Origin of the sequence: Thermomicrobium sp. CFH 73360 (genome assembly GCF_023806465.1) — a bacterium.
Taxonomy (GTDB): domain Bacteria; phylum Chloroflexota; class Chloroflexia; order Thermomicrobiales; family Thermomicrobiaceae; genus Thermomicrobium.
In genome coordinates this window covers 491,786-514,873 of the sequence record NZ_JAMSLS010000001.1, presented here as the reverse complement: position 1 = coordinate 514,873, position 23,088 = coordinate 491,786, and the positions used below count along the sequence as shown (strand labels likewise).

General features: G+C 62.5%; 25 protein-coding genes. 17 read left to right on the top strand and 8 right to left on the bottom strand.

The window, feature by feature from the left end; all coding sequences use genetic code 11:
* Window positions 1–11 precede the first annotated feature (11 nt).
* The 9 genes from murD to NET03_RS02285 all read left to right on the top strand — a co-directional run bounded on the left by murD (window position 12) and on the right by NET03_RS02285 (window position 9,759).
* Window positions 12–1,424: a UDP-N-acetylmuramoyl-L-alanine--D-glutamate ligase gene (gene murD / locus NET03_RS02325; protein WP_252127277.1), complete on the top strand. Its 1,413-nt coding sequence runs from the start codon at window positions 12–14 to the stop codon at window positions 1,422–1,424.
* Window positions 1,421–2,701 (top strand): putative lipid II flippase FtsW, encoded by a 1,281-nt coding sequence (ftsW, locus tag NET03_RS02320; protein ID WP_252127276.1) that lies wholly within the window; start codon window positions 1,421–1,423, stop codon window positions 2,699–2,701. Before murD ends, ftsW begins: the two co-directional genes overlap by 4 nt.
* Window positions 2,698–4,086 (top strand): UDP-N-acetylmuramate--L-alanine ligase, encoded by a 1,389-nt coding sequence (gene murC / locus NET03_RS02315; RefSeq protein WP_252127275.1) that lies wholly within the window; start codon window positions 2,698–2,700, stop codon window positions 4,084–4,086. Before ftsW ends, murC begins: the two co-directional genes overlap by 4 nt.
* The gene (gene murB, locus NET03_RS02310; protein ID WP_252127274.1) at window positions 4,070–5,029 is read left to right on the top strand and encodes a UDP-N-acetylmuramate dehydrogenase; all 960 of its coding nucleotides are present in this window, start codon (window positions 4,070–4,072) and stop codon (window positions 5,027–5,029) included. The genes murC and murB overlap by 17 nt, the downstream gene beginning before the upstream one ends.
* Window positions 5,026–6,123, top strand: a complete 1,098-nt coding sequence (locus NET03_RS02305) for a D-alanine--D-alanine ligase (protein WP_252127273.1) — start codon at window positions 5,026–5,028, stop codon at window positions 6,121–6,123. The genes murB and NET03_RS02305 overlap by 4 nt, the downstream gene beginning before the upstream one ends.
* A gap of 35 nt (window positions 6,124–6,158) precedes the next feature.
* Entirely contained in the window at window positions 6,159–6,860 is a 702-nt protein-coding gene (locus NET03_RS02300; RefSeq protein WP_252127272.1) for a cell division protein FtsQ/DivIB, read from the top strand.
* Between the two features lie 166 nt (window positions 6,861–7,026).
* The gene (gene ftsZ, locus NET03_RS02295) at window positions 7,027–8,133 is read left to right on the top strand and encodes a cell division protein FtsZ (protein WP_353655768.1); all 1,107 of its coding nucleotides are present in this window, start codon (window positions 7,027–7,029) and stop codon (window positions 8,131–8,133) included.
* Window positions 8,134–8,152: 19 nt separating this feature from the next.
* Window positions 8,153–8,638 (top strand): transcriptional regulator NrdR, encoded by a 486-nt coding sequence (gene nrdR, locus NET03_RS02290; RefSeq protein WP_353655746.1) that lies wholly within the window; start codon window positions 8,153–8,155, stop codon window positions 8,636–8,638.
* Entirely contained in the window at window positions 8,596–9,759 is a 1,164-nt protein-coding gene (locus NET03_RS02285) for a hypothetical protein (RefSeq protein ID WP_252127269.1), read from the top strand. Before nrdR ends, NET03_RS02285 begins: the two co-directional genes overlap by 43 nt.
* Here NET03_RS02285 and NET03_RS13705 read toward each other — a convergent pair.
* On the bottom strand, window positions 9,706–9,825 hold the full coding sequence (locus NET03_RS13705) for a hypothetical protein (protein ID WP_353655745.1): 120 nt from the start codon (window positions 9,823–9,825) through the stop codon (window positions 9,706–9,708). The two genes, NET03_RS02285 and NET03_RS13705, sit on opposite strands and share 54 nt — an antisense overlap.
* Window positions 9,809–10,132, bottom strand: a complete 324-nt coding sequence (trxA, locus tag NET03_RS02280) for a thioredoxin (protein WP_252127268.1) — start codon at window positions 10,130–10,132, stop codon at window positions 9,809–9,811. Before trxA ends, NET03_RS13705 begins: the two co-directional genes overlap by 17 nt.
* Window positions 10,133–10,276: 144 nt before the next feature.
* Here trxA and NET03_RS02275 point away from each other — a divergent pair, with 144 nt between their 5' ends.
* From NET03_RS02275 to NET03_RS02265, 3 genes are read left to right on the top strand one after another with little or no spacing between them, the layout of a single operon-like run.
* Window positions 10,277–11,452 (top strand): glycosyltransferase family 4 protein, encoded by a 1,176-nt coding sequence (locus tag NET03_RS02275; RefSeq protein WP_252127267.1) that lies wholly within the window; start codon window positions 10,277–10,279, stop codon window positions 11,450–11,452.
* Between the two features lie 6 nt (window positions 11,453–11,458).
* Window positions 11,459–12,595 carry a glycosyltransferase family 4 protein gene (locus tag NET03_RS02270; RefSeq protein ID WP_252127266.1) on the top strand — a complete coding sequence of 379 codons (1,137 nt, stop codon included), beginning with the start codon at window positions 11,459–11,461 and terminating at the stop codon, window positions 12,593–12,595.
* Window positions 12,596–12,601: 6 nt separating this feature from the next.
* Window positions 12,602–13,198, top strand: coding sequence for a flavin reductase family protein (locus tag NET03_RS02265; protein ID WP_252127479.1), 597 nt, complete (start codon window positions 12,602–12,604; stop codon window positions 13,196–13,198).
* Here the strand turns inward: NET03_RS02265 and NET03_RS02260 are convergent.
* On the bottom strand, window positions 13,177–13,965 hold the full coding sequence (locus NET03_RS02260) for a type 2 periplasmic-binding domain-containing protein (RefSeq protein ID WP_252127265.1): 789 nt from the start codon (window positions 13,963–13,965) through the stop codon (window positions 13,177–13,179). The two genes, NET03_RS02265 and NET03_RS02260, sit on opposite strands and share 22 nt — an antisense overlap.
* A 16-nt stretch (window positions 13,966–13,981) precedes the next feature.
* Entirely contained in the window at window positions 13,982–16,414 is a 2,433-nt protein-coding gene (gene recG, locus NET03_RS02255; RefSeq protein ID WP_252127264.1) for an ATP-dependent DNA helicase RecG, read from the bottom strand.
* Between the two features lie 353 nt (window positions 16,415–16,767).
* Here recG and rpmB point away from each other — a divergent pair, with 353 nt between their 5' ends.
* Entirely contained in the window at window positions 16,768–16,959 is a 192-nt protein-coding gene (rpmB, locus tag NET03_RS02250; protein WP_252127263.1) for a 50S ribosomal protein L28, read from the top strand.
* Between the two features lie 39 nt (window positions 16,960–16,998).
* On the opposite strand, the gene prmC is transcribed toward rpmB, so the two are convergent.
* Genes prmC through thpR form a run of 4 tightly spaced genes read right to left on the bottom strand, consistent with a single transcriptional unit; the run spans window position 16,999 to window position 20,049 of the window.
* A complete protein-coding gene (gene prmC, locus NET03_RS02245) occupies window positions 16,999–17,859 on the bottom strand; it encodes a peptide chain release factor N(5)-glutamine methyltransferase (RefSeq protein ID WP_252127262.1) in 861 nt (286 codons plus the stop codon).
* Window positions 17,860–17,871: 12 nt separating this feature from the next.
* Window positions 17,872–18,963, bottom strand: coding sequence for a peptide chain release factor 1 (gene prfA / locus NET03_RS02240; RefSeq protein ID WP_252127261.1), 1,092 nt, complete (start codon window positions 18,961–18,963; stop codon window positions 17,872–17,874).
* A gap of 15 nt (window positions 18,964–18,978) precedes the next feature.
* Window positions 18,979–19,464, bottom strand: a complete 486-nt coding sequence (locus tag NET03_RS02235) for a TIGR00725 family protein (RefSeq protein ID WP_252127260.1) — start codon at window positions 19,462–19,464, stop codon at window positions 18,979–18,981.
* Window positions 19,465–19,473: 9 nt separating this feature from the next.
* A complete protein-coding gene (thpR, locus tag NET03_RS02230) occupies window positions 19,474–20,049 on the bottom strand; it encodes an RNA 2',3'-cyclic phosphodiesterase (RefSeq protein ID WP_252127259.1) in 576 nt (191 codons plus the stop codon).
* A gap of 733 nt (window positions 20,050–20,782) precedes the next feature.
* Here thpR and NET03_RS02225 point away from each other — a divergent pair.
* From NET03_RS02225 to coaD, 4 genes are read left to right on the top strand one after another with little or no spacing between them, the layout of a single operon-like run.
* A complete protein-coding gene (locus NET03_RS02225; RefSeq protein WP_252127258.1) occupies window positions 20,783–21,085 on the top strand; it encodes a eukaryotic translation initiation factor eIF-2-beta/eIF-5 family protein in 303 nt (100 codons plus the stop codon).
* Between the two features lie 45 nt (window positions 21,086–21,130).
* On the top strand, window positions 21,131–21,991 hold the full coding sequence (gene pheA, locus NET03_RS02220) for a prephenate dehydratase (protein ID WP_252127257.1): 861 nt from the start codon (window positions 21,131–21,133) through the stop codon (window positions 21,989–21,991).
* A gap of 12 nt (window positions 21,992–22,003) precedes the next feature.
* Complete coding sequence (gene rsmD / locus NET03_RS02215; protein ID WP_252127256.1) at window positions 22,004–22,585, top strand: 16S rRNA (guanine(966)-N(2))-methyltransferase RsmD; 582 nt, start codon at window positions 22,004–22,006, stop codon at window positions 22,583–22,585.
* Window positions 22,582–23,085, top strand: coding sequence for a pantetheine-phosphate adenylyltransferase (gene coaD / locus NET03_RS02210; RefSeq protein WP_252127255.1), 504 nt, complete (start codon window positions 22,582–22,584; stop codon window positions 23,083–23,085). Before rsmD ends, coaD begins: the two co-directional genes overlap by 4 nt.
* Window positions 23,086–23,088: the final 3 nt, after the last annotated feature.

Sequence of the window (23,088 nt, the reverse complement as noted above, 5' to 3'; positions counted from 1 at the left end):
GGAGCACAGGCATGACCGGTGAGCAGCGGCTCGATCTCCGTGGCAAGCGCGTCCTGGTGATGGGACTTGGGACGCGTTCTGGCGGTCTGGGCGTCACACGCTGGCTCGTCGAGCAGGGCGCGCAGGTGACAGTGACAGACCTGCGCTCTGCCGAAGAGCTCCAACCCAGCCTTGAGGCTTTACGCGATCTCCCGGTGCGCTTTGTCCTCGGTGAGCATCGTCGTGAGGACTTCGAAGAGGCCGAGATTGTGGTGCGAAATCCCGCTGTTCCTCGAGAGTCCCCCTGGCTTGCGCTCGCGCGCGCTGCTGGCGCACGGATCGAGATGGAGATGACCCTCTTCTTCCGCGTTTGCCCTGCACCGATCATTGGCGTGACCGGTACCAAGGGGAAGACGACCACTGCGACACTCTGCGCGACGATCTTGCGTCAGTGGAAGCCCGAGACCGTTCTAGCCGGTAATCTCGGGCGCTCGGCATTCGAAGTGCTTCCAGCAATCGGCCGGGATACGCCGGTGGTCCTCGAGTTGTCCAGTTGGCAACTGGAAGGACTCGATGAGCAGAGAATGAGCCCGCACATTGCAGTGCTGACGACCATTTCGCCTGACCATCTCGACCGCTATCCGTCATTTGAGGCCTATGTGGATGCGAAGCGCGCCATTGCCCGCCACCAGCGTCCCGGCGACTGGTTCGTTGTCAATCGTGACGACCCAGTGGTCTGGTCGTGCCGGGATACTGGCGTAGGCCGCGTGATCGCCTTTGGACAGGATGATGGAGTAAGCGAGGGGGCTTTCCGAAGGGGTGATCGTCTGGTCTGGCGGTTTGCTGGCCATGAGGAGGAACTCCTGCATCGTCGGGAGATACCCCTGGCCGGTGACCATGCCGTTTCTGATGCTTTGGCCGCGATGGCCGCAGCACTTCTCCGCGGTGCAACGCTCGAGCATGCCAGAGCGGGATTACGGGGGGCCCAGCCAGTACCGCACCGGCTTGAGCTTGTGGCCCATATCGATGGTGTCGAGTTCGTGAACGACACTGCAGCCACGGCACCGGTCGCGGTGCTCGCTGCACTTGAAACGTTCCGCGGGCGGCCGATCGTCCTCATTGGGGGTGGTGCAGCCAAGGGGGTCTCCCTGAGAGAGCTCGCTCAGGCTGTCGCAGGACGCGTACGGGCGGTCGTACTCCTTGATGGGACAGCCACCCCCGAGTACCACGCCGCGCTCGAGCAGGTAGGCGTGCGTGTCTTTGGCCCGTACCGGTCGATGGAGGAGGCGGTTCACCAGGCGGCGTGTTTGGCTGAGCCAGGTGGGATTGTGTTGCTCTCGCCTGGCTGTGCAAGTTTTGGGCTCTTCCGGGACGAGTTCCATCGCGGCGAGGCGTTCCGCGCTGCGGTCAGGCACTTGGCTAGCCGCCGAGGAGCGGAGCGATGAGGCGTCTGGTCCGTGCGTTTGCTCGACTCCTGACTCCTCCGGGGGAGCGGCGTGTCCTCCACGAACCAGACCTCGCACTGTTACTTACGATTCTTGCGCTCAATACATTCGGGTTGGTCATGGTGTTCAGCGCCAGTGTCGGGAGTGACAGCAGCTACGCGGTGCGCCACGCCGTCTGGTTAGGATTGGGATCGCTCGCGGCCGTGGTGACCACAGCCTTTGACTACCGGATCTGGCGGCGTCTGGCGGTACCAGCCCTGGTGGCCACGATTGCCCTCTTGACAATTGTTCTGCTCCCCGGGATCGGTGAGACGCGACTGGGAGCCCAGCGGTGGATCGATCTCGGCCCGCTCTCCTTCCAGCCATCGGAGCTGGCAAAGTTGGCGCTTGTCCTGTACCTTGCAAGCTGGCTTGCTGGGAAAGGTGATCGCATTCGCCAATTTGGCCATGGTGTGGTGCCGTTTGTCGTGCTGCTCGGAGCGCTCGTCGGCCTTACGATGCTCCAGCCGGATCTCGGTACATCAATGGTGCTTGTCCTGATCGGGTTCGCGATGTTCTTCACTGCTGGCGCAGCGCTCTCGCATTTTGCCGTGCTGGGTGCAAGCGGATTGGCCGCTGCCCTGGTCATGGCACTTGGTGCCTCGTACCGACGCGAGCGTATTCAAGTCTTATTGAGCTCCGACCAAGAACTCTTCGACCCGAACGGGCTCTTGCGCACGCTTGGCTGGCAAATCGCACAGGCACGCTTGGCCTTTGGTGGGGGCGGATGGTTCGGAGTCGGCCTTGGTGCAGGGCGGCAAAAGTTCCAGTGGCTCCCCCACGCACACAATGACGCGATTTTTGCGGTCATCGGCGAGGAGCTCGGTGCTGTCGGCTGTGCCGTGATGCTTCTCCTCTTCCTTGTCTTCGCGTGGCGTGGACTGAGTATCGCCCGGCGTGCTCCCGATCGCTTCGGTGGTTTCCTTGCGGTCGGGATTACCAGCTGGATCGTCGGCCAAGCGTTGATCAACGTCGGCGGAATTACCTCGACGCTTCCGTTTACTGGCATCCCCTTGCCGTTCATTAGTTATGGCGGATCGGCGCTAGTCACTTCGCTGGCAGCGACGGGTATCTTGCTGAGTATCTCGCGGGCAACAGTGCCCCGTGGTGCTGAGCCAGTGGTCTCAAGGTCGGTACCGGAACACCGGGCACGGCATCTGGCACTTGCGCCGATGCTGCGCAGCTTCGGCCGGAATGCTCGACGTCGAGCCGCTCCGCGAGGAGGACGCACGCGATGAGGTGGCCGCGTCACCTCGACTGGCTGACCGCTGGGGCTCGGGTGCACTTTCTTGGTATCGGAGGCAGCGGCATGAGCGGACTCGCCGAGCTCTTGGCCGCGGAAGGCTACCGTGTCTCCGGATGTGATGCAGTTTCGAGCCCGGTCTTGGAACACCTCGCTCAGCGCGGTATCGCGGTCACCATTGGGCATAACCCCGAGCACGCGGAAGACACGGACCTTCTGGTTGTAACGAGCGCAGTCCGGGTCGCTCACCCGGAAGTCACTGCCTTCGCGATCCGGCATCGACCGATCGTCAAACGGGCAGCGCTGCTGGGTTGGCTCACCGCTGACTACCTGACGATCGCAGTCGCAGGAACGCACGGCAAAAGTACGACCAGTGGGATGATTGCGCTCGCGCTCGAGGTCGCGGGACTCAGGCCGGGATTCGCGATCGGGGCAACGGTTCGTGATCTCGGGGGTACGAGTGCTCAGCCGAGTCGAGGACAGTTCTTCGTCGTTGAAGCAGACGAGTACGATTACAGCTTCCTTGCCTTCGAGCCATACATCGCTGTTGTGCTGAACGTCGATCACGACCACCCTGATCTCTTCCCGAGTCACGGTAGTGTTGTGCGTGCCTTCCGACGTTTCCTGGAGCGACTGCGTCCGGATGGGGTGGCGGTGCTTTCAGCAGACGACCCGGTGACGAGGGTATTCGCCAGTGAACTCTCGGCTGCTGGCCGGCGGGTTTTCACGTTTGGCACGGCTGCTGATGCGCAGTACCGCGTGCTGCCGGACGGATCACTGCGGAGTCCGGATGGGACCAACCAACCGCTCGCTCTCGCGGTGCCAGGCTGGCACAATCGGATCAATGCTGCAGCCGCCGTCGCCGCAGGGGCCGCGGCTGGTGTGCCGGTGCTGGTGGTGCTCCAGGCGCTTCGCTGCTTCAGCGGAGTCGGCCGGCGCTTCGAGGAATGCGGTGTGGTTGAGGGGGTACCGGTGATCCTTGATTACGCCCATCACCCGCGAGAGGTAGCGGCAACGATCGCCGCAGCACGGGAACGGTACCCTGAGGCGCGACTCTGGGTCGTCTTTCAACCGCACACCTATAGTCGGACACAACTCTTCCTTGACCAGTTCGCGCACGCGCTCGAACAAGCCGATATCGTCGTGGTGACCGACGTCTACCCCGCGCGCGAGCTCCCACTTCCTGGTGTGAACGGGGTTGCACTGGCACAGCGGATCCAGCGTGTCCCGGCAATTGCGGTGCCTAATCCGGATGCTGCAGCGGCGACGGTGCGTGCGGCGATGCAGGATGGCGATGTCGTGCTTGTGCTCGGCGCGGGAGACATTTGGAAGGCCGCGGTCGCGTTGCGGGAGGGTGAGCGCGATGCCAGCGCGCGTTGAGCGGGCGACCGTGGTGACGGTTGAGGGCCGACCGTTGCGTGTGCTCGAATCTGAGCCGCTGGGGCGATACACCACGTTCCGGATCGGCGGTCCAGCGGACTTCCTCGTGCGAGCGAGTGATCGGGAGACGCTCGAGCTAGCGCTCGCTTGGGGGGAGCGTGAAGGGTTACCGGTTACGGTGATCGGTGGCGGGAGCAATCTCCTCGTGTGCGACGGCGGGATCCGAGGGCTTGTCGTCGCCTTCCGGACGGGGGGTGGAGAGCAGCAGGATGTATTGCCGTTTGAGTGCGAGGACGGAGCGATTCTCATGGCATTCCCCGCCACGGCTCCCCTCTCCTGGATTGGGCACCGGACCAGCGAGCTCGGCCTTGCCGGGATGGAATGGGCAGCAGGCCTGCCAGGCGTTCTCGGTGGAGCCGTTGTGAACAATGCCGGTGCGCACGGTGGAGATGTTGGGAGCGCCCTGGTGGATGTTGAACTCTATGATCTGCGCAGACGCACCCTTGTCCGCTGGACGCGGGAGCAGCTCGCTCCACAGTATCGGCTGACAAGCCTCAAGGCGCTCCCGCAACCGCGAGGGTACGTCGTGCTCCAGGCCCGATTGCGCCTGCAACCAGGCGATCCGGCCAAACTCCGGGCTATTGCGGAGGCAAATGCCCGCTGGCGCCGGGAACATCAACCGACCGGGCCGTGTGCTGGGTCCGTTTTCAAGAATCCTCCCGGTACCTTCGCCGGGTATCTCATCGAGCAGGCAGGACTGAAAGGATTCCAGGTCGGGCGAATGCGTGTCTCAGAGCGGCACGCGAACTTCTTCCTGAACCTTGGTGGGGCAACGGCCGAGGAGGCGTTAACGCTTCTCGAAGAGGTGCGGCGGCGCGTGGCGGAGCGGTTTGGCATCGTGCTGGAGCCGGAGATCGAAGTCATCGGGGAGCCCAAAGGATGACGGGGAAAATCCGGGTCGCAGTCGTCTTCGGCGGGCAATCGGGTGAGCACGACGTCTCGCTTCGTTCGGCCCAAGCAATCTTGCGGCACATCGATCGTGAGCGGTTCGCTGCCATCCCGATCGGCATAACACGGGACGGCCACTGGCTCATTGGTGGAGATCCACTGAAAGAATTGGCTGCCCGGAGTCGGCTCCCACTGGAACCAGAGCTGACCGAAGCGGCAGCGGATCTCAAGCAGGGGGCTCCACAGCGGCTTCTGATTCCCGAGCCGATTTTGGCGGGAAGCGTCGATGTGGTCTTTCCCGTGTTGCACGGGCCGTATGGCGAAGATGGGACGATTCAGGGGTTGCTGGAGCTTGCCGGAGTGCCGTACGTTGGTTGTGGTGTCCTTGCCTCGGCGGTCGCCATGGATAAGCCGACCGCCAAGCGACTGTTCGCGAGTGTTGGCCTCGATCAGGCGCGCTGGCTTGCTTTCACACACCACGAGTGGCACTGTCGGCAAGATGACCTGATCGGCCAGATCGAGCGTGAACTCGGCTATCCCTGCTTCGTCAAGCCGGCGAACCTTGGTTCTAGCGTCGGGGTGAGCAAAGCGCGTGGGCGTGCGGAGTTGGTGAAGGCGGTGGAACTCGCTGCGCGGTACGACCGACGCATTGTGGTTGAGGAGGCGATCGATGCTCGAGAACTCGAGGTGAGCGTTCTGGGAAACGACGAGCCGGTTGCATCCATCGTTGGAGAGATTGTGCCGAGTCGGGAATTCTACGACTACGAAGCGAAGTACATCGACTCGAACTCACAGCTACTAATTCCGGCACCGATCAGCGAAGAGCAGGCCGAGACGGTGCGCCGCATGGCGATCGAAGCGTTTCGGGTCATCGACGGCGCAGGTATGGCACGGGTCGACTTCTTTCTCGAGCGGTCAACTGGTCGGATCCTCGTCAACGAGGTGAACACCATCCCCGGATTCACCGCGATCTCGATGTATCCCAAGCTTTGGGAGGCCTCTGGGTTGTGCTTTCGCGATCTGATCACGCGTCTGATCGAACTCGCGCTGGAGCGCCACCAGGAGCAACGGCGACGGCGATCGAGGTGACGAAAACTCCTCCAGCTTCAGGGCGGCGCCGCCGTGTGCGGCGTGCGCTCGTCGGCGGCGTCCTGACAGGGAGACTTCTTGCACTGCTGCTCTTGGTCGGCGGTTTAGTGCTGCTTGTTGGGTTCCTCGAGGGCGAACAGTATCGCGTGCGCACCGTGATCGTGCAGGGAAATCGGCTCGCCTTCGCCGACGCGGTGGTGCGGGAGAGCGGTGTCCTGGGGCAGTCGGTCTTTCGTATCGATACCCAGGAGGTCGCGGAGCGGTTGGTCATGCACCCAGCGATTGCTGCGGCCACAGTTCGCTCTATCTACCCGGACACTGTGGTGATTGAAGTAGTGGAAAGGCAACCGACGAGCGTCTGGATGACCGAGCAAGGGAACTGGCTGATTGACAGTGAAGGGCGGGTTATCGGAAACGGAGAGGCCACTGATTTACCACACGTGCGCGTGAGCGGTGGTCTCACACTGCAGCCAGGCGGGCGCGTTCCGGGCACGGTGGCTCGGGCAGTGCCCGAGCTGGTCAAGCGGTACGCTGATCGGCTGGCGGGACTCGAGTATCGACCGGCCGAGGGACTCATCCTCGTCTTCGCTGGTGGAGAGCGAATCATTCTTGGCGATGCCGAGCGGCTGGCCGACCAGCTTGCCGTCCTCAATGCCTTGGAGGCACAGGGAACGTCCTGGCTCCATCTTGATCTTCGAGACCCGGATCGTCCGGTGCTCTGGCGGGTGGGGTCGTGAAGCATAAGGGTGGGTATGCTACACTCGACTCTCGACGACGGGTACAGCGAGCGAGCCTCCTGCTGCCCGCTGCGGCGGGCGGGGGGCGGGTGCATTCGACCCACGCTGCGAGAGCGAACCGGACGGAGGGGCAACGCGGGACTGCAGGAGGGTGAGGGCGATGACAATGTTCGACAACCATGAGGACGAGTTGATTCACTCCTTCGCACGCATCAAGGTGATCGGCGTTGGTGGCGGCGGTGGTAATGCGGTCAACCGGATGATCGAGGCTGGTGTCCAAGGAGTCGAATTCATCGCGGTCAACACTGACGCACAGGCGTTGCTCAAGTCGCTCGCTCCGGTCACGGTTCGGATTGGTGACAAGTTGACCAAGGGGCTGGGCGCTGGAGGGCGTCCGGAAATTGGCGAGCGTGCTGCTGAAGAAAGCGCCGATATGCTCGCCGAACTTGTCCGCGGGGCGGATATGGTCTTTATCGCCGCGGGGATGGGAGGTGGCACTGGGACCGGCGCGTCTCCGGTGATCGCACGTTTGGCGCGCGAAGCAGGCGCCCTGACCGTTGGCGTTGTAACACGGCCTTTTGACTTTGAGGGAGCAAAACGGCGCCGCATCGCGGACGAGGGAATCGCCGTGCTTAAGGAGCATGTCGATGCGTTGATCACGATTCCCAACCAGCGACTTGTTGCAATGGTCGATCCCAAAACGCCGTTTTCTGAGGCGTTCCGGATCGCAGACGACGTCTTGCGGCAGGGGATTCAAGGGATCTCCGACCTAATCACCCGGCCAGGGTTGATCAACTTGGACTTTGCCGATGTGAAGACGATCCTGCGGGATGCTGGCTCGGCTCTGATGGCGATCGGCCGCGGGACCGGCGAGAATCGCTGCGTCGATGCAGCCCGTGCTGCTGTCGAAAGTCCCTTGCTCGAAATGAGTATCGAGGGTGCAACGCGCGTCCTCTACAACATCGCTGGTGGACCTGACCTGTCGATGGCCGAGGTCAACGAGGCAGCCGAACTCATTCGCTCGATGGTCGACGAAGAGGCCGAGATTATCTTTGGAACAACCGAGCCCGACGAGGCGATGGGGCGGGACGTAACCATCACACTCATCGCAGCTGGGTTCACCGGTGCCGGTGCCCAGCGGCGACCGCGCGCACCAGAACGGCGTTTCCGCCCGGAACCGACGACGCGCACGAGCGCTCCGCCGCGGACGCCGATCTTGCCAGACGATGAGTGGGCGGAGCCGTCCATCCTCCGCTTCCTGCGTGAGCGCTGAAGGTGAAGGCCGAGCGACCGTGAAGTGCCCGTATTGTGGAGCTCGCGATGCGCGAGTCATCGACTCGCGTGAACTCAATGGTGGCGAGAGTATTCGGCGGCGTCGCGAATGTGTTGCTTGCGGTCGACGTTTCACGACATATGAACGCGTGGAGCCGCTCTGGTTGATGGTGGTCAAGCGGGACGGACGCCGTGAGCCGTTCGATGTGGCGAAGCTCCGAGAGGGACTGCGCCTGGCACTGAAGAAGCGACCGGTCTCGCCGGACGAGATCGATCGTATTGTGGCGACCGTTGAGCGGGAGCTGCACAGCCTCGGCACGAGCGAGGTGCCGAGCACCCTGATCGGCGAGATCGTGCTCCGGGAGCTCAAGCAACTCGACGAGGTCGCATACATCCGCTTCGCGTCGGTCTACCGTCGGTTCGCCGATCTAGAAGACCTTCGCCGGGAGATGGAAGCGCTTGGATGGCGTCCCCAGCCGGTCACGGTCAACGAGCAGACGAGCTGAGTATTGAGCTCTTCACAGCGGATGATCAGCCGCTGGTTCGCCTGCGGTATACCAACGAAGCGGGAGGCGGATTTCGCTGGATTCCGGATCGCTTCGTCGTCCGCCTGCGTCCGCAGTCAGACGTGATTGCCGAAGACAGGCTGGAACTTCGTCTCCCGCCTGGTTGGCGGGTGCTACCCCTCACTGAACCGACTGCCTGGTTGGTGTTCCCTGCTGGCCTGCCGGAATTTCCGGTTCACCTCCAGCTTGTCACCCGAGGCCAGGATCGAAGGTGCCCGCTCCTCACTCGGGATCTTCCTGTCGACTTTTGTGGCCGGAACCGCTTTGATCCGCATCGAGATCGCCTGCCCTGGGCAAACCGCATCGATGACCTCGGTGAGGTGGAGCCAGACCCAGTCCATTTTCGGAAGACCTTCCGATTTGCACTCGGCTCGCAGAGGTTCTTCCGAGGACTGTACCGGGAAGTCGTCGGACTGCGACGGTTGCCGGACGGGCGAATACAGGGCGGACTCTGTACCGGTCTCTCCAGGACCGCGCTCGCCCGGGCGCTGGGTTGGCTCGGTAGGGAGGTCTCGCTGCGTGAGGTCGTTCTTGTCCTGCATGGCCGCCAACTGAGTGATCGTGCTCTCTTGGCTGGACTCCCCTGGTTTTTGCTCCCGAGTCCGCGGAGAGCGTACCACGCGTTTGTCCGCGACCTTCTGACGTATGGTTGGAGTGATCGCTGCTTTGATCTCAATGTCCCGCGTCCCTGGCGTCGGGACGTCCTCCAAGCACTCCTCGGTCAAGGGCACACCGTCGTTCCTTATGCCTTCTGCCAGCGTGATGCTGAGCGTGCGCAGGTTTGGGTGTATGACCCGAACCTACCTGATCGGGCCGCGGAGACCGTCGTCACCATCGACTTGGTTCGTGACTGCTACGAGTATCCGCCGCTGGCCGTCGATGGGCGCCGGACAACAATCGTTGCCGTTCCGCTCGCTCCGTACGTGCATGGCCGAACGGCAATCCTGGCAAGTATCGCAAGCCCGTTTCTCCAGGCGCCACGACGGCTGCTGGGTGTGGTGGTAGTTTCAGTATTTGGCCTTGCGCTCTTCGCTTTTCGGCACTGGAACAGAAAACGATAGAGCGACCGGAGGAGACCGGCCGCTCGCGCTCAGGCAGAAGGCATGCTGCTCACAGATGCTTTTCAATCTGCTGCAGCAGGCGCTGCTTGGGCATCGCGCCGATGATCCGCTCGACCGGCTTGCCGTCCTTATAGAGAATCAGCGTGGGAATGCTGCTGATACCCAGCTGCATTGCCACCTGCATGTTCTCGTCGACGTTCACCTTGGCAACCTTGAGCTTCCCCGCCTTCTCTTCAGCAATCTCCTCGAGAATGGGGGCGATCATGCGGCAGGGGCCGCACCACGGTGCCCAGAAGTCGACGAGGACAGGAACCGGCGACTGGACGACTTCGCGATCGAATGTCGCATCACTCACGGTTACAGGCTTGGCCATCCTCTCGCTCCCTCTCGCTCCGTTCCCCCACGTCACGTGGGCTCTCGCACCACTATACGAGAGCGACAAGCGGCGCGGCAACTGATCAAGGGCTCCGCAGTGGAGCCGGGATCCCTCGTTATACTCTCCGATCGAGGGGGGATGGTGGCGGCGCGCGTGTTGACGGTTCTGCTGGACGGTGCATTCGTGACGCAGCCGCACACGGGGAGCGGGCAATACACCCTGGCGCTCTGGCGCGAGTTCACCGCCGGTGAATTCGGCGAGGTGCACCTGGCCATGCCTGTTTCGCCGCCGGTCTTTCTCGCGGCACCAGAACACGTCGTCGTGCGTCAGCCCAACTTGCTCGTACGCGGGAAGCTGGCCAAGCTCTGGTGGGAACAGGTCGGGCTTCCACGCTTGGCGGCCGAGCTCCGTCCCACACTCGTGCACATACCATACTTTGCCGCGCCGCTCCGCATCAGCACACCATTCGTCGTCACGGTGCACGACGTGATTCCGCTCGTGTTGCCGGAGTATCGTGCGTCGCTTGCATTCCGACTGTACACCGAGCTTGTGCGACGGACCGTGCGGCGGGCAGTGCTCGTCCTTACAGACTCACAGTGGTCGCGAGATGATATCGTGCGCGTGTTGCGGTATCCGGCAGAACAGATTCGTGTGATCCCACTGGGCGTCGAGTCGCGCTTTCGACCTCCGGAAGAGATGGACGCGGTGCGGGCGTTGGCGCAGCGCTGGGGCATAAGCGGTCCGGTCGTCCTGAATCTTGGGGGCTTCGACGTACGGAAAAACTTGCCATTGCTCGTTCGCGCTTTCGCGCGGGCACTCCCGGAGCTTCCCGGGGGAACGATGCTCGTTATTCCCGGCCGCGCACATAGCGAGAACCCGCGACTGTACCCACCGCTTGAGCCGCTCATTCGTCGGCTCGGTCTCCAGCAGCGCGTCCTTCTGCCTGGCCCGGTCACTGAAGATGAAAAAGTTCTCTGGTACCAGCTCGCGACGGTCTACGCGTACCCTTCGCGCTATGAGGGATTTGGTCTCTCACCCCTGGAGGCGATGGCTTGTGGGACGCCGGTGATTGCCGCTCGGTGTACGAGCCTTCCAGAAGTTGTTGGGGATGCGGGGATCCTCGTCGAGCTGGACGAGGAGGCCTTTGCTGCAGCGCTCGTCCGCCTGCTGAATGATTCGGCCCTCCAAGAAGAACTGTGGGCGCGTGGACTCGCACGAGCGAGGATGTTCACCTGGCGGCGGACAGCACGTGAAACAGTTGCGGCGTACCATGAGGCGGTGAACATCGCTGCTGTCGGCAGCGCGGCGATAGGTTGAGGTCCGATGCGCATCCTTATCGTCTCCAAGGCGCTCGTGAACGGTGTCTACCAGCGGAAGCTCGAGGAACTCGCGCGCTTGCCGGACGTGGAGCTCCTGGCTGTGGTGCCGCCCTTCTGGCACGAGAATCGTGTCGGTGTCCTGCAACTCGAGCGGCGCTATGTGGAGGGATATCAGCTTGTTGTGGAGCCCATGTGGTTCAACGGCCATCACCACGTGCACTTCTATCCGGGGCTTGGGAAGCACATCGCACGTTTCCGACCTGATATCCTCCACATCGACGAGGAGCCGTATAACCTGGTGACTGCCCACGCTGCGTTGCTCGGGCGCCGCTATCGGGCTCGTATTCTCTTTTTCACCTGGCAGAACCTTTACCGACGCTATCCGCCACCATTCTCGTGGTTCGAACAGCTTAACTATCGGCTGGCTTCTGCGGCGGTTGCGGGGAACCACGAGGCGGCCGATGTCCTAAGACGGAAAGGCTTTCGCGGACCGTTAGCGGTCATCCCACAGTTCGGGGTCGATCCGGAGCTGTTCCGCCCAATGACAGTGGCACGGGCAGCCGTTCCCACGATCGGTTTCGTCGGACGGCTCGTGCCAGAGAAGGGGGCGGATTTGCTCATCCGCGCGCTGGCACAGCTGCCTGGACGCGTTCAGCTTGAGATTGTTGGAGACGGGATCGAGCGTACACGTCTCGAGTTGCTTGCCACGGAGCTGGGGGTTCGCGACCGCGTTCTGTTCCGCGGTGGCGTGCCACCGGCGCTCATGCCGGAAGCGCTGAACCGGTTCGACGTCCTTGTCGTCCCTTCACGGACGCGCCGCAACTGGAAGGAGCAGTTCGGGCGCGTCATTATCGAAGCGATGAGTTGCGGCGTGCCGGTGGTTGGTTCGTCGTCGGGCGAGATCCCGCATGTGATCGGCGATCCGTCACTGGTTTTCCCGGAGGACGACGTCGATGCGCTGGTACGTCTGCTGAGAAACCTGCTCGCCGATCCGGAGCGCCGACGCCAGTTGGGCGAGGCCGGTCGGCGACGGGTGCTGGCGCACTATACCCAACGCCGGATCGCCGAACAGTACTACGCGGTCTACCAAGCGATGCTGGCGGCTCGGCGCTTCGAGTCGCAGGTGACCGAGGAGGGCTGAGTGGCGATGGGGCGCAAGGAACCACGCGAACCACGACTTGCAGCGCGCCTGCTCGAACCCGGTCCTGTGGTGCTTGTGACGACTCAATACCGAGCGCACCCGAACGTCATGACTGCTGCCTGGGTTATGCCGCTCAGTCTCGAGCCGACGCGCATTGGGCTGGCCGTTCACCCGAGCCGCTTGACGCACGAACTTCTGTCGAAGGGCGAGTACTTCGCGCTGAATATCCTGACCCTTGAACATCTGCTCGCGATCCACCTCTGTGGGACTCTTTCTGGTCGCGACGTGGATAAGTTCACGCGAGCCCAGCTCCATCCGGTGGATGCGCTGGAAGTTGATGTGCCAGTACTTGAGGAAGCGGTTGCGCACATTGAGTGCGGTGTCATCGCGCGACTGAGCCTCGGCGATCATGACCTGTTCGTTGGGGAGGTGATCGCCGCCGCCGCGGACACCGAGCTTTTTGGCGAGCGGTGGCTCCAGCTCGAAGAAGAGCCGCTCGTACACCATGTTGGTGCCGAGTGGTACGCAGCACTGGCACGAGTTTCTCGTGCTCGCCTTCCCGGCGAGGAGGAAGAAGAGGCTCAGGAAGAGAGTGAGCGATAGTTCTCCGGTCCAGGTACCCGGAGGCCGCTCCCACTTCGCCGCACGAGTTCCGCGATCGCCCGCTGGAGTTTTGGTGTCAGCACGTCGACCGACTCGCTCAGGTAGGCGTGGAGGCGCCCAGCGTCGAGCGCGTGGGCGGCGGCGCGTTCACTCGCGATCTCTGCTGCCCGGGTCCGAAGCTCCTCTGAGAGGCGGCGGAGTAGTACAGCGAATTGGCTGCGCGTCTCTGCAGGAAGTTCCGAGGGGACAACGAGGAGGTGACTGACGAATGCATGCCCGGTCAGGATGAACCAGATGCGACCGAGGTCGTGGTGCCGTTCATCGAGAGGCACAAGTGCGGCCTCATCTTCCGTGACCCGGAGTTCGGAAAGAGCGCTTGCCGCTTCCGCATGCCGCCAATCTCGAACGCGCAAACCGAAGAACGGCTCGATTGTCGCTCGTGCGAGCGCTTCGCTTGCGGGGCGACAGTCATCGAGCGAGACGATCGCATCAGTGATGCGATCGGGGCGATCGGGGGTAACGAGTCCCACTGCACTGTTGTATTGGGAGGCGACGACCAAATCCGTCGCAATTGACCAGGCTGGGACAAGTTCCAGCGCCTCAAGCGTATCGAGCAAGGCGAACCCTGGCTCGGTGCGGACGGTCGTGGCGCGAAGGCGAGCTGCTTGACGTACATCCCAACCAGTGGGAGCAATCACCGATCCAAGAAGGTCGGCGAGTACCCTGCCGATCAGGCTCTGGTCGAGCCAGAAGACGGAACGGCTCATGGTCGAAAACCCTCCATTAACTGACGTCAGCGACGCTGCGCGTCCAGCGCGCACGCACAAGCTCGGCGAGTGCGGCATGCTCAGGGGCAGCCAGGGTCGGATCATCCTGGAGGAGCTCTTCAGCCGCACGGCGCGCGGCTTGGAGTGTTGGCATGTCGGCAAGTGTGGCGAAACGCAGGTTAGGGAGGCCGCTCTGGCGGGTACCAAGGAACTCGCCTGGCCCGCGGAGTTGGAGGTCGATCTCGGCGAGGCGGAAGCCGTCAGTCGTTGTTGCCACGGCCTCGAGGCGTTGCCGGGCTGCCTCAGTGTCGGTGTCCGACACGAGGAGGCAGTAGGAAGGAGCAGTTCCCCGGCCGACCCGACCGCGGAACTGGTGGAGTTGGGCCAGCCCAAAGCGTTCCGCGCCTTCGATGAGGATGACGGTCGCATTCGGGACGTCAATTCCCACTTCAACGACGGCCGTGGAGACAAGAATGTCCAACTCACCGTCGCGAAAACGCGTCATCACTTCGTCCTTCTCCCGTGAACTCATTCGTCCGTGCAAAAGACCAAGGCGGAGGTCAGGGAAGACGTCCCGTTGGAGCCGCTCGTATTCGGCCGTCGCCGCGCGCGCTTCGATCGTCTCTGACTCCTCGACAAGCGGGCAGATGACGAACGCCTGGTGACCCTGCTCAATCTCGCGTCGGACGAACTTGTAGGCCTCTGCACGCTTCCGTCCGGGGACGACATAGGTTTTGACCGGCTGGCGGCCGGGTGGAAGTTCGTCGATGATCGAGAGGTCAAGATCGCCGTGGAGCACGAGGGCCAAGCTGCGGGGGATTGGGGTCGCGGTCATCACGAGGACATGCGGGTTCTTCCCCTTGCTCCGCAGCGTATGACGCTGCAGAACACCAAAACGGTGTTGTTCATCGATCACCGCGAAGGTGAGGTGGTGAAATTGAACGCGTTCTTCCAAAAGGGCGTGTGTGCCGACCACGATGCCAATTGCACCGCTGGCGAGGCCGGCGAGAATCGGCCCGCGGTCGCGCTCTGGCGTGCTGCCGGTGAGAAGCGCGACCAGTGGCCGATCGGCGCCGCTGAGTCCGCTGTACAAGCGTGTGAGTGTCCGGAAGTGCTGTTCAGCGAGGATTTCCGTTGGGGCGAGGATGGCCGATTGGAAACCGGCGCGGTGGACGAGTAAGGCTGCGGCTGCAGCGACAACCGTCTTACCGGAACCAACGTCCCCCTGGAGAAGGCGGCTCATCGGGTGCGGCTGAGCCAGATCGGCAAGGATCTCCTCCAACGCTCGCCGCTGCGCGCTTGTGAGCTGGAACGGCAAGGAGGCGAGGAAGCGCTCCAGGAGTTCCCGATCAATCGGAACAGGGGTGCCAGGTTGCGCGTGCCAGCTGAGCCGGCGCTGCACGAGGCCAAGCTGTAGGACAAGGAACTCGTCGAATGCCAGTCGCCGGCGTGCCCGCTCGGCCGCAGCGAGCGACTCCGGATAATGCAGTTGAGCCAGCGCCCAGGTCAGCGAGGGGAGTTCGTAGCGCTGGCGGAGCGCTGTGGGCAGGGGATCGTTCAGGCGTGGCAATGCGAGTTCGAGCGCCGTGCGTGTGAGTTGGCGAAGCTGACGCTGATACAGTCCGTGGGTCAGCGGATAGATCGGCACAATCCGACCAGTGTTGAGAAGGTCCGCTTCGGCCGGCTCCCACTCTGGGTTCCGGAAACGAACGTACGGACCGCTTCCTTCCAACTTGCCGCTCACTGCGATCCGCTGTCCCACCGCAAGCTGCCTCGCCACGTATGGGTTGAACCAGATGACAGGGATCTTCCCGGTGTCGTCGCGCAGCTCGACGGCGACGTAACGCCGTCCGTTGGTCGTTTCACGGACCTCCACCTGCGCGACCTCACCGATCACCGTACAAGTGACCTCCTCGCCGACGCGGACGAGTCGGCCGAGGCGTCCAATTGGGACAACCTGGGTATAGTCGGCGTAGCGGCGCGGCACAAGATAAAGCAGGTCACGCACAGTTGAGATGCCGAGCGTCTCCAACTGCCGTGCCCGTTGTGCGCCGACGCCAGGAAGTGCTGTGACCGATTCATCCGGATCGACCGATTTCACGAGCTGTGCCTTCGCAGACGCAGTACGCTCCTCGGCAGCCTTGGATGCGCGCACCCTGTGTGGCCGTTCAGAGATCCGCTCCGTACCATCGAGAAGGGGCATGATTCGAGCCAGAAGTTCTGCGCGCTCCATGGGGGATTTGGTGCTGTAGCCGCGCACCAGTTTTGCGAGTTGCTGGAAGTGCGAGCGGAGCTCTGGATGCTGCGTCAGCCAGACGCCGAGATTCCGCTCAAAGAGACGCTCGATTCCGCCAACTGCTGCACTGTCTTGGTAGCCCTTGCGTCGCTCGAGATCGAAAACGCGACGCAAGAATGCGATGGGATGGTGGCCGGCTTCGCTGGATGTCATGGATGCGGGCCGATCCTCCGTCAAAGCATCACCGATCCTCAAGTCAACCGAGCGGGTGCAACAGCGTCAAGACCAACCATCTTCGCTGTGAATTTCCCGTTCACTCGCGTCGTAGTCCTGTGCCTTCAGGGTATCTTCATCTCCTCACCAGAGGAGGCAGAGTCAAGCCCGACCGCAGGATCGAGCCGGCCACGCCAACCGGGTCGTGAGCTCAGCGGACGTGTTCCCACGTATCTCGTTGAGAAGAGCTGTGCCGCACGCGTTGCGCGGTACGCGTGCCCAGTGCTAGGCTTACCCTTCAGGTGAGTGTGGCTTGCTGCGCGACGAAACCGAGTGAAAACGGAGCGACAACAATGGCAATGTGCGAACTCTGTGGCAAGAAACCGATGTTCGGGCACAACGTGAGCCACTCAAACAAGAAGACCAACCGCAAGTTTAAGCCAAACGTGCAGCGTGTAACAATCGTCCTGAATGGTGTCCCGAAGCGTATGCGCATCTGTACCCGTTGTCTCCGCACACTCTATAAAGAGGCGCGGACGAGCTGACGCAGCGAGAAAACGCTGTCAGTCAACCGGGCTGGCTTGTCAGCTGGCCCGGTCCTTTTCTGGTAGTTCGATCGTCAAGTAGCGTGCCAGGCCGGCGAGATCCGGCTCGATGGCTATGTGTGCCGTTGGGAAGACAAGGCGGGCAGTCTTCATCGCTCGTTCGGCTTGGTCTGGATCAATCTCCACGATGCACGCACCTCCGGGTCGTAAGAGCGTTGCCGCTTGTGGCAAGAGACGCGCATAGAGGCCAAAGCCGTCGTCCGGCGCGAATAAGGCTTCTGGGGGCTCAAAAGCGATTCCTGGGTGCCACTGCTCCCAGCGGAGATACGGGAGGTTGGCAACGACGAGGTCAAGCGGCCCCCGACACCAGCTGAGGAGATCCCCACAGACAAGATGCACATCCGTCGCTGCAAGCCGATCCCGATTTGTGCGGGCTACCCGCAACGCGGCCAGCGAGCGGTCACTTCCAACCAGGTGGGCAGAGGTCTCAGTTCGGAGCGTCACCGCAAGCGCGATGACAATCGCTCCACAACCGGTGCCCACGTCGACGCAGCGTGGCCGATCACGACGCAGACGGAGGCGCTCCGCTGCCCAGGTGACCAGGTATTCGGTTTCGGGGCGGGGAATGAGCGTCGCTGGAGTGACGAGGAAGTCAAGGCCATAAAACTCGCGATGGCCAGTGAGGTAGGCGACCGGTTCCCCTCGTGCTCGTCGTTCGACGAGTTCCCAGAAGCGATCGAGCGGGGTGGCAAGGGGCAGCGGAAGTCGGCGATACAGCTCGGTGCGATCGATACCGAGGACGTGACAAAGCAGGACTTCCGCATCGAGACGCGGTGAGTCCGAATGGCTGGCTCGGAGACGTTCGGTCGCAGCGCGAATGATGTCACGATAGGTTGGCACGACGCCATTCGCTCAGCTAATGCCGGCGGCACGCAACCGTTCAGCGGTTTCGAGCGCCTGGAGTTCCTGGACAAAGACAGCGATTTCGCCGTCAAGCACAGCGGCGAGGTTATTCACGGTCAACTTCAGCCGATGGTCGGTTACGCGGTCCTGAGGGAAGTTGTAGGTGCGGATCTTTTCCGCGCGTTCTCCCGTACCGACCTGGGCGCGACGAATACCAGTACGCTCTTCTTCTTGCTTGCGACGCTGGAGCTCGTAGAGCCGGGCACGCAGAACTGCCATCGCCTTGAGCCGATTCTTCAGCTGTGAGCGCTCATCCTGACAACTCACGACAATACCGGTTGGCAGGTGCGTGATGCGCACAGCCGAGTCCGTCGTGTTGACGCTCTGCCCGCCATGTCCGCTGGAGCGGAAGACTTCGATCCGGAGATCATTCTCGTCGATCTGTACCTCGACCTCGTCGGCCTCGGGAAGGACGGCAACAGTGGCGGTCGAGGTGTGGATCCGCCCGGATGATTCAGTGACCGGTACACGCTGGACACGATGAACGCCGCTCTCGTGCTTGAAGTGGCTGTATGCACCCCGCCCGCGTACCTCGAAGATGACCTCTTTGAAGCCGCCAAGTTCCGTCGGGCTACTGGAGAGCACTTCAACCTTCCAACCCTGGCGTTCAGCGTAGCGGGTGTACATTCGGTAGAGGTCGGCGGCGAAGAGTGCAGCTTCCTCTCCGCCCGTTCCAGCGCGAATCTCGACGATAACGTCCTTCTCGTCGTTCGGGTCTTTCGGAACGAGGCGGCGACGGAGATCCTGGTAGATTGCCTCGCGTTCCTCACGGAGCCGCTCCAACTCGTCTGCAGCCAGTTCGGCGAGGTCTGGATCCTCTCCTTCGAGGAGTTCCTCGGCCTGCGCGAGCTGGCGGTCGATCTCCTTCAGTTGGCGATAAACTGTGACGATCTCCTCCAGCTCAGCCCGCTCGCGTCCAAGTTGTGCCAGCCGCTGCGGATCGGTTGCCACCGTAGGATCAGCGAGCAATTGCTCAAGCTCCTCGAACCGCTGCTCCAGTTCGGCCAGTTTGTCGAGAACCGTGATCGTCTGCGTTGTCACGTTCAGCTACCTCCCTCAGTTGGGGTGTGCCATGCGGAGGAGTTCAAGTGCCCGACGAGCCGCTTCGTCAGGCGTCGTTGCCTCCTCGACGCGAGCTCTGGCTCGTTCAAGGAGTGCTGGGTCGAGTGGCCAGGAGTGCAGGGTGATGACGGGACGGCCAAGCTTGAGCGCAAGGGCAATTTCCGAGAGTGTCCCCAACCCGCCACCGATCGCAATGACGACCTGACCGGATGCCACAACGACCGCGTTCCGTGCCTCGCCAAGTCCAGTGCAAATCGGATAGTCGACCCACTCGTTCGCCTCATGGGAATTAGTCCCGGGCAGGATACCGATCGTCGCACCACCGCCTCGCTTCGCGCCGCGGCAGACTGCTGCCATAACCCCTCCGCGACCACCGCACACGATCGTGACACCGGCGCGAGCGAGGAGCTCGCCCAGTCGCTCAGCCGCCATTGACTCTTCCACTGTCGCCTCGTTTGGCCCGCACACCGCGACCAGCATTGCTGCACCTCACCCAAGCATGAACTCCTCGACGACGGTATAGCGCGGGCCCGAGCGGAACAGTTCGCTGCGGTAGAGCGTCAGGTGCTCGACTGAAAACGGAATGGGTGGCAGTTTGGCGAGACGCTCTAACTCGCGTGGCAAACCCCGCAGTGTGGGGAGATCTTCCGGCCGCACGCGTGCGAGGGTGATATGCGGATGATACGGCCGTGTCTCGGTTGCCTCGGCGAAGTGACCCGCAGTGCGTTCAACTCGAGCCACCAATTGGGTGAGTTCGCGCACCGCGCCGTTGATACCGAGCCAGAGGACACGCGGTCGCTCGAGGTGGGGAAACGCACCAGCACCGTTGACGCGGAGCTCAAACGGCACGGAGCCAAGAACGCTCGCACGCAGGGCGGCAATCAGTTCCGGCACAGCCGATACCGGCACCGAGCCAAAGAACTTAATGGTCAGGTGACTAGCGTCGGGATCGACCCATTTTGCCCGGTAGCCGCGTGCCTGCAGCTGAGCGATTGCCGCTGCAACGCGCTCGCGCACTTCGTCTGGTAGGGACAAGGCGGCAAAAAGCCGCCACTCTTCACGCATGGCGGCACGACCTCATGACCTCGCATTTCATTCCAAGTATAGCTGATAGGAGCGCCAGTATGCCGGATCCGCAAGGTCAGAATCTTTCTCGCTCCCCCGAGCCCGAATTCTACTGCTGCGGTGAGACTGCGTCAGCTTATCACGTTGCGTGGCTCAGTCACTGTGCCGTACGCGAGAGTCGTCATACCGTCGAGACGATGAATCTTTGCCGGCGCGAGTGATGGCGCCACAACAGATGAGCGCGTGTCCCGAGGATCCAGTTGACCGGCGGAACGTGGTGCAGCGTTGCTGCATCGCAAGCGGAAGCGGTGGTCTGGTGTCAGCGTGAGCAGCAGCATCTTAGCTTGGCTAAGGTGGTGACAGTTCGCCGTTCCGGCGCTTGGATAGTGCCTGGTTCTCAGAAGCTGGAGGCTGCTGGTTCTAACCGTGGCTGCGCTCATGCCTCGAAGAGGCGCCGGAGGCGCCACCTGGGCCAGAACAAGAGCCTCCGTCTGTCATGGAACTCGACCGGCCTTTGGGCAACTCCAGTACCTGGTCTCTGCCGTGTCTTCTGCTGCGGAGGGAGTGCTGAGTTCCCCAAGAGGAGGCCTGTCGGCCTTACGGTTTGGTGATCGTCGTGGCACCGCAGGTGCAGGCGAGCGTCGCAGAGGAGTGAGCGAGTTTACGTGGCTAGGCTCCCCTGACATCCTTGGACGGGTACTTGGCGGTCTTCACAACACGGGACGAGATAGCGATGCAGACACAGGCGTCGTACGATGGAACAGGTGGCGATGGAGGAGCCGTGGAGCGGCAACGTGACGCTGGACGTACAGATGACCTCGATCTTCCATTCCCGCTCGAGCGACTGCGGGGGGTCATCGTTCAGTGTTCAGTCTGCGGTGCACCGATCGCAGTATTCCGGCGGCGCCGCTTCTACGCGTTGCGGGCGGACGTCAAAGAGACACCGGAGGGCGGTGTTCTCGTCTGCCGTGTGTGTGGGGCACGCCAGCCGGTACGTGAACTCTTAACGGTGAATCGTCGTGTGCGTCGAAGTTGAGGAGCGGTATGCTCTCGACCAGAATGCTGCCGGGGAGGAATGGTGGTGCGACTCGCGTATCTTGGACCACCGGGGACATTCACAGAAGAGGCGGCGTTGCGCTACGCCGAGCGTGAGCAGGCGGAGCTCATTCCTTTCAGCTCGATGCCGGCGTTGGTGTCGGCTGTGGAGACGGGGCTGGCTGACCGAGCGATTTTACCGATCGAAAACTCGTTGGAGGGGACGGTTAGTACAACGGTTGACCTGCTGATCCACGAGACAGACCTCAAGATCTGCGCTGAGTTGATCCTGCCGGTGCGGCACTTTCTCCTCGCTCATCCCGGGACGCGACTGGACGAAATTCGGGTTGTCCTGTCTCATCCGCAGGCGCTGGCGCAGTGTCGGAGGTTTCTGGAACGGTGCCTGCCGCAAGCCGAGCAGGTTGCAGCGCTGAGCACGGCTGCGGCGGTGGCTGAGGTGATGCGGGGTGAGGACCGGTCAAGGGCGGCGATTGGGACGCTGCGTGCGGCGGAGCTCTACGGTGCGGCCGTGCTCGCGCGGGATATCCAGGATCAGAAGAGCAATGCCACGCGGTTCGTTGTGCTGGCGCATGAGGATGCCGAACCGACAGGGGTCGATCGGACGTCACTCTGCTTTACGGTCAAGCGCAATGTTCCCGGTGCGCTCGTTGAAGTGCTGAACGAACTGGCAGTTGCACAGATTCAGATGACCAAAGTCGAGAGTCGCCCGATGAAGTCGGTGCTCGGTGAGTACGTTTTTCTCGTCGACATTGAGGGACATCGAAAGGATCCCCAGATCGCGGCGGCGCTGCAACGAATGGCGGAGAAAGCCGCTGACCTCAAAATCTTTGGTTCCTACCCGCGCGACGAGGATGGCCTCAACGGCTCACGCGAGCAGCGGCGGTGAGGGGACAGCACCATGCGGGTGATCGGTGGGAGCGCTCGGGGGCGACGACTCAAGGCACCGCGCGGGTTACGGACGCGACCGATGGCGGACAAGATCCGCGAGGCGCTCTTCGCAATGCTGGATTCGCTCGGCATTCGTCCGCGCCGAGTTCTTGACCTTTATGCAGGGAGTGGTGCAGTCGGCATCGAAGCAGTTTCGCGCGGTGCTGAGTGGGTTGACTTCGTGGAGCGAAGCGCGGCGGCTTGTGCGGTGATCCGCGATAACTTAGTCACGACGGGCTTTGCGGACCGGGCCGCGGTGCACTGTACCACCGTGCAGGCGTTTCTGCGGCGGCCACCGCGCGAGCCGTATGATTTCGTGATCATGGACCCGCCATATGCCGATCCGACGATCCACGAGACGATGCTCGCGGTCGCCCATTCCCCGCATGTCCGAGACGGGACAGTGCTGGTCGTTGGTCATTCGCCGCGGGTGCCGATGCCGGAGCGGATGGATGGCTTGGAGCAGCTGCGCGATCGTTGCCATGGCGACAGCTGTGTCGCTATTTATGTCATACGGCGCAGCGGACCGGACGGAAGTGAGGCTGACTCGTGAAGCACATCGCCTTTTATCCTGGGACGTTCGATCCGATCACCAATGGGCATGTCGACGTAGCGCAGCGAGCAGCGCGTCTGTTCGATTTCCTCATTGTAGGGATCTATGCGGGGCACGAAGGACGAACCAAGCAGCCGCTGTTCAGTGCCGAGGAGCGGCGCGAACTGGCCGAGGAGGCCTTGCGCGGGCTGCCGAATGTGCGCGTTGACGTCTTCAATGGACTCGCGGTAGACTACGCGCGTGCCGTGGGGGCACAGGCGATCGTTCGGGGGCTGCGAGCAGTCTCCGACTTTGAGTACGAGTTCTCGCTGGCGCACATGAACCGTCACCTGGCGCCGGACGTGGATGTCGTGTGCCTGATGACGAGTTCACAGTATTCCTTTATCAGCTCAAGCATGATAAAGGAGGTTGCACAGCTTGGCGGGGATTTGACTGGCCTGGTCCCCGAGCATGTGGTGGAGGCGCTGATCCGGAAGTTCCGAGCGCTCGTGCGGGAGTGAGGG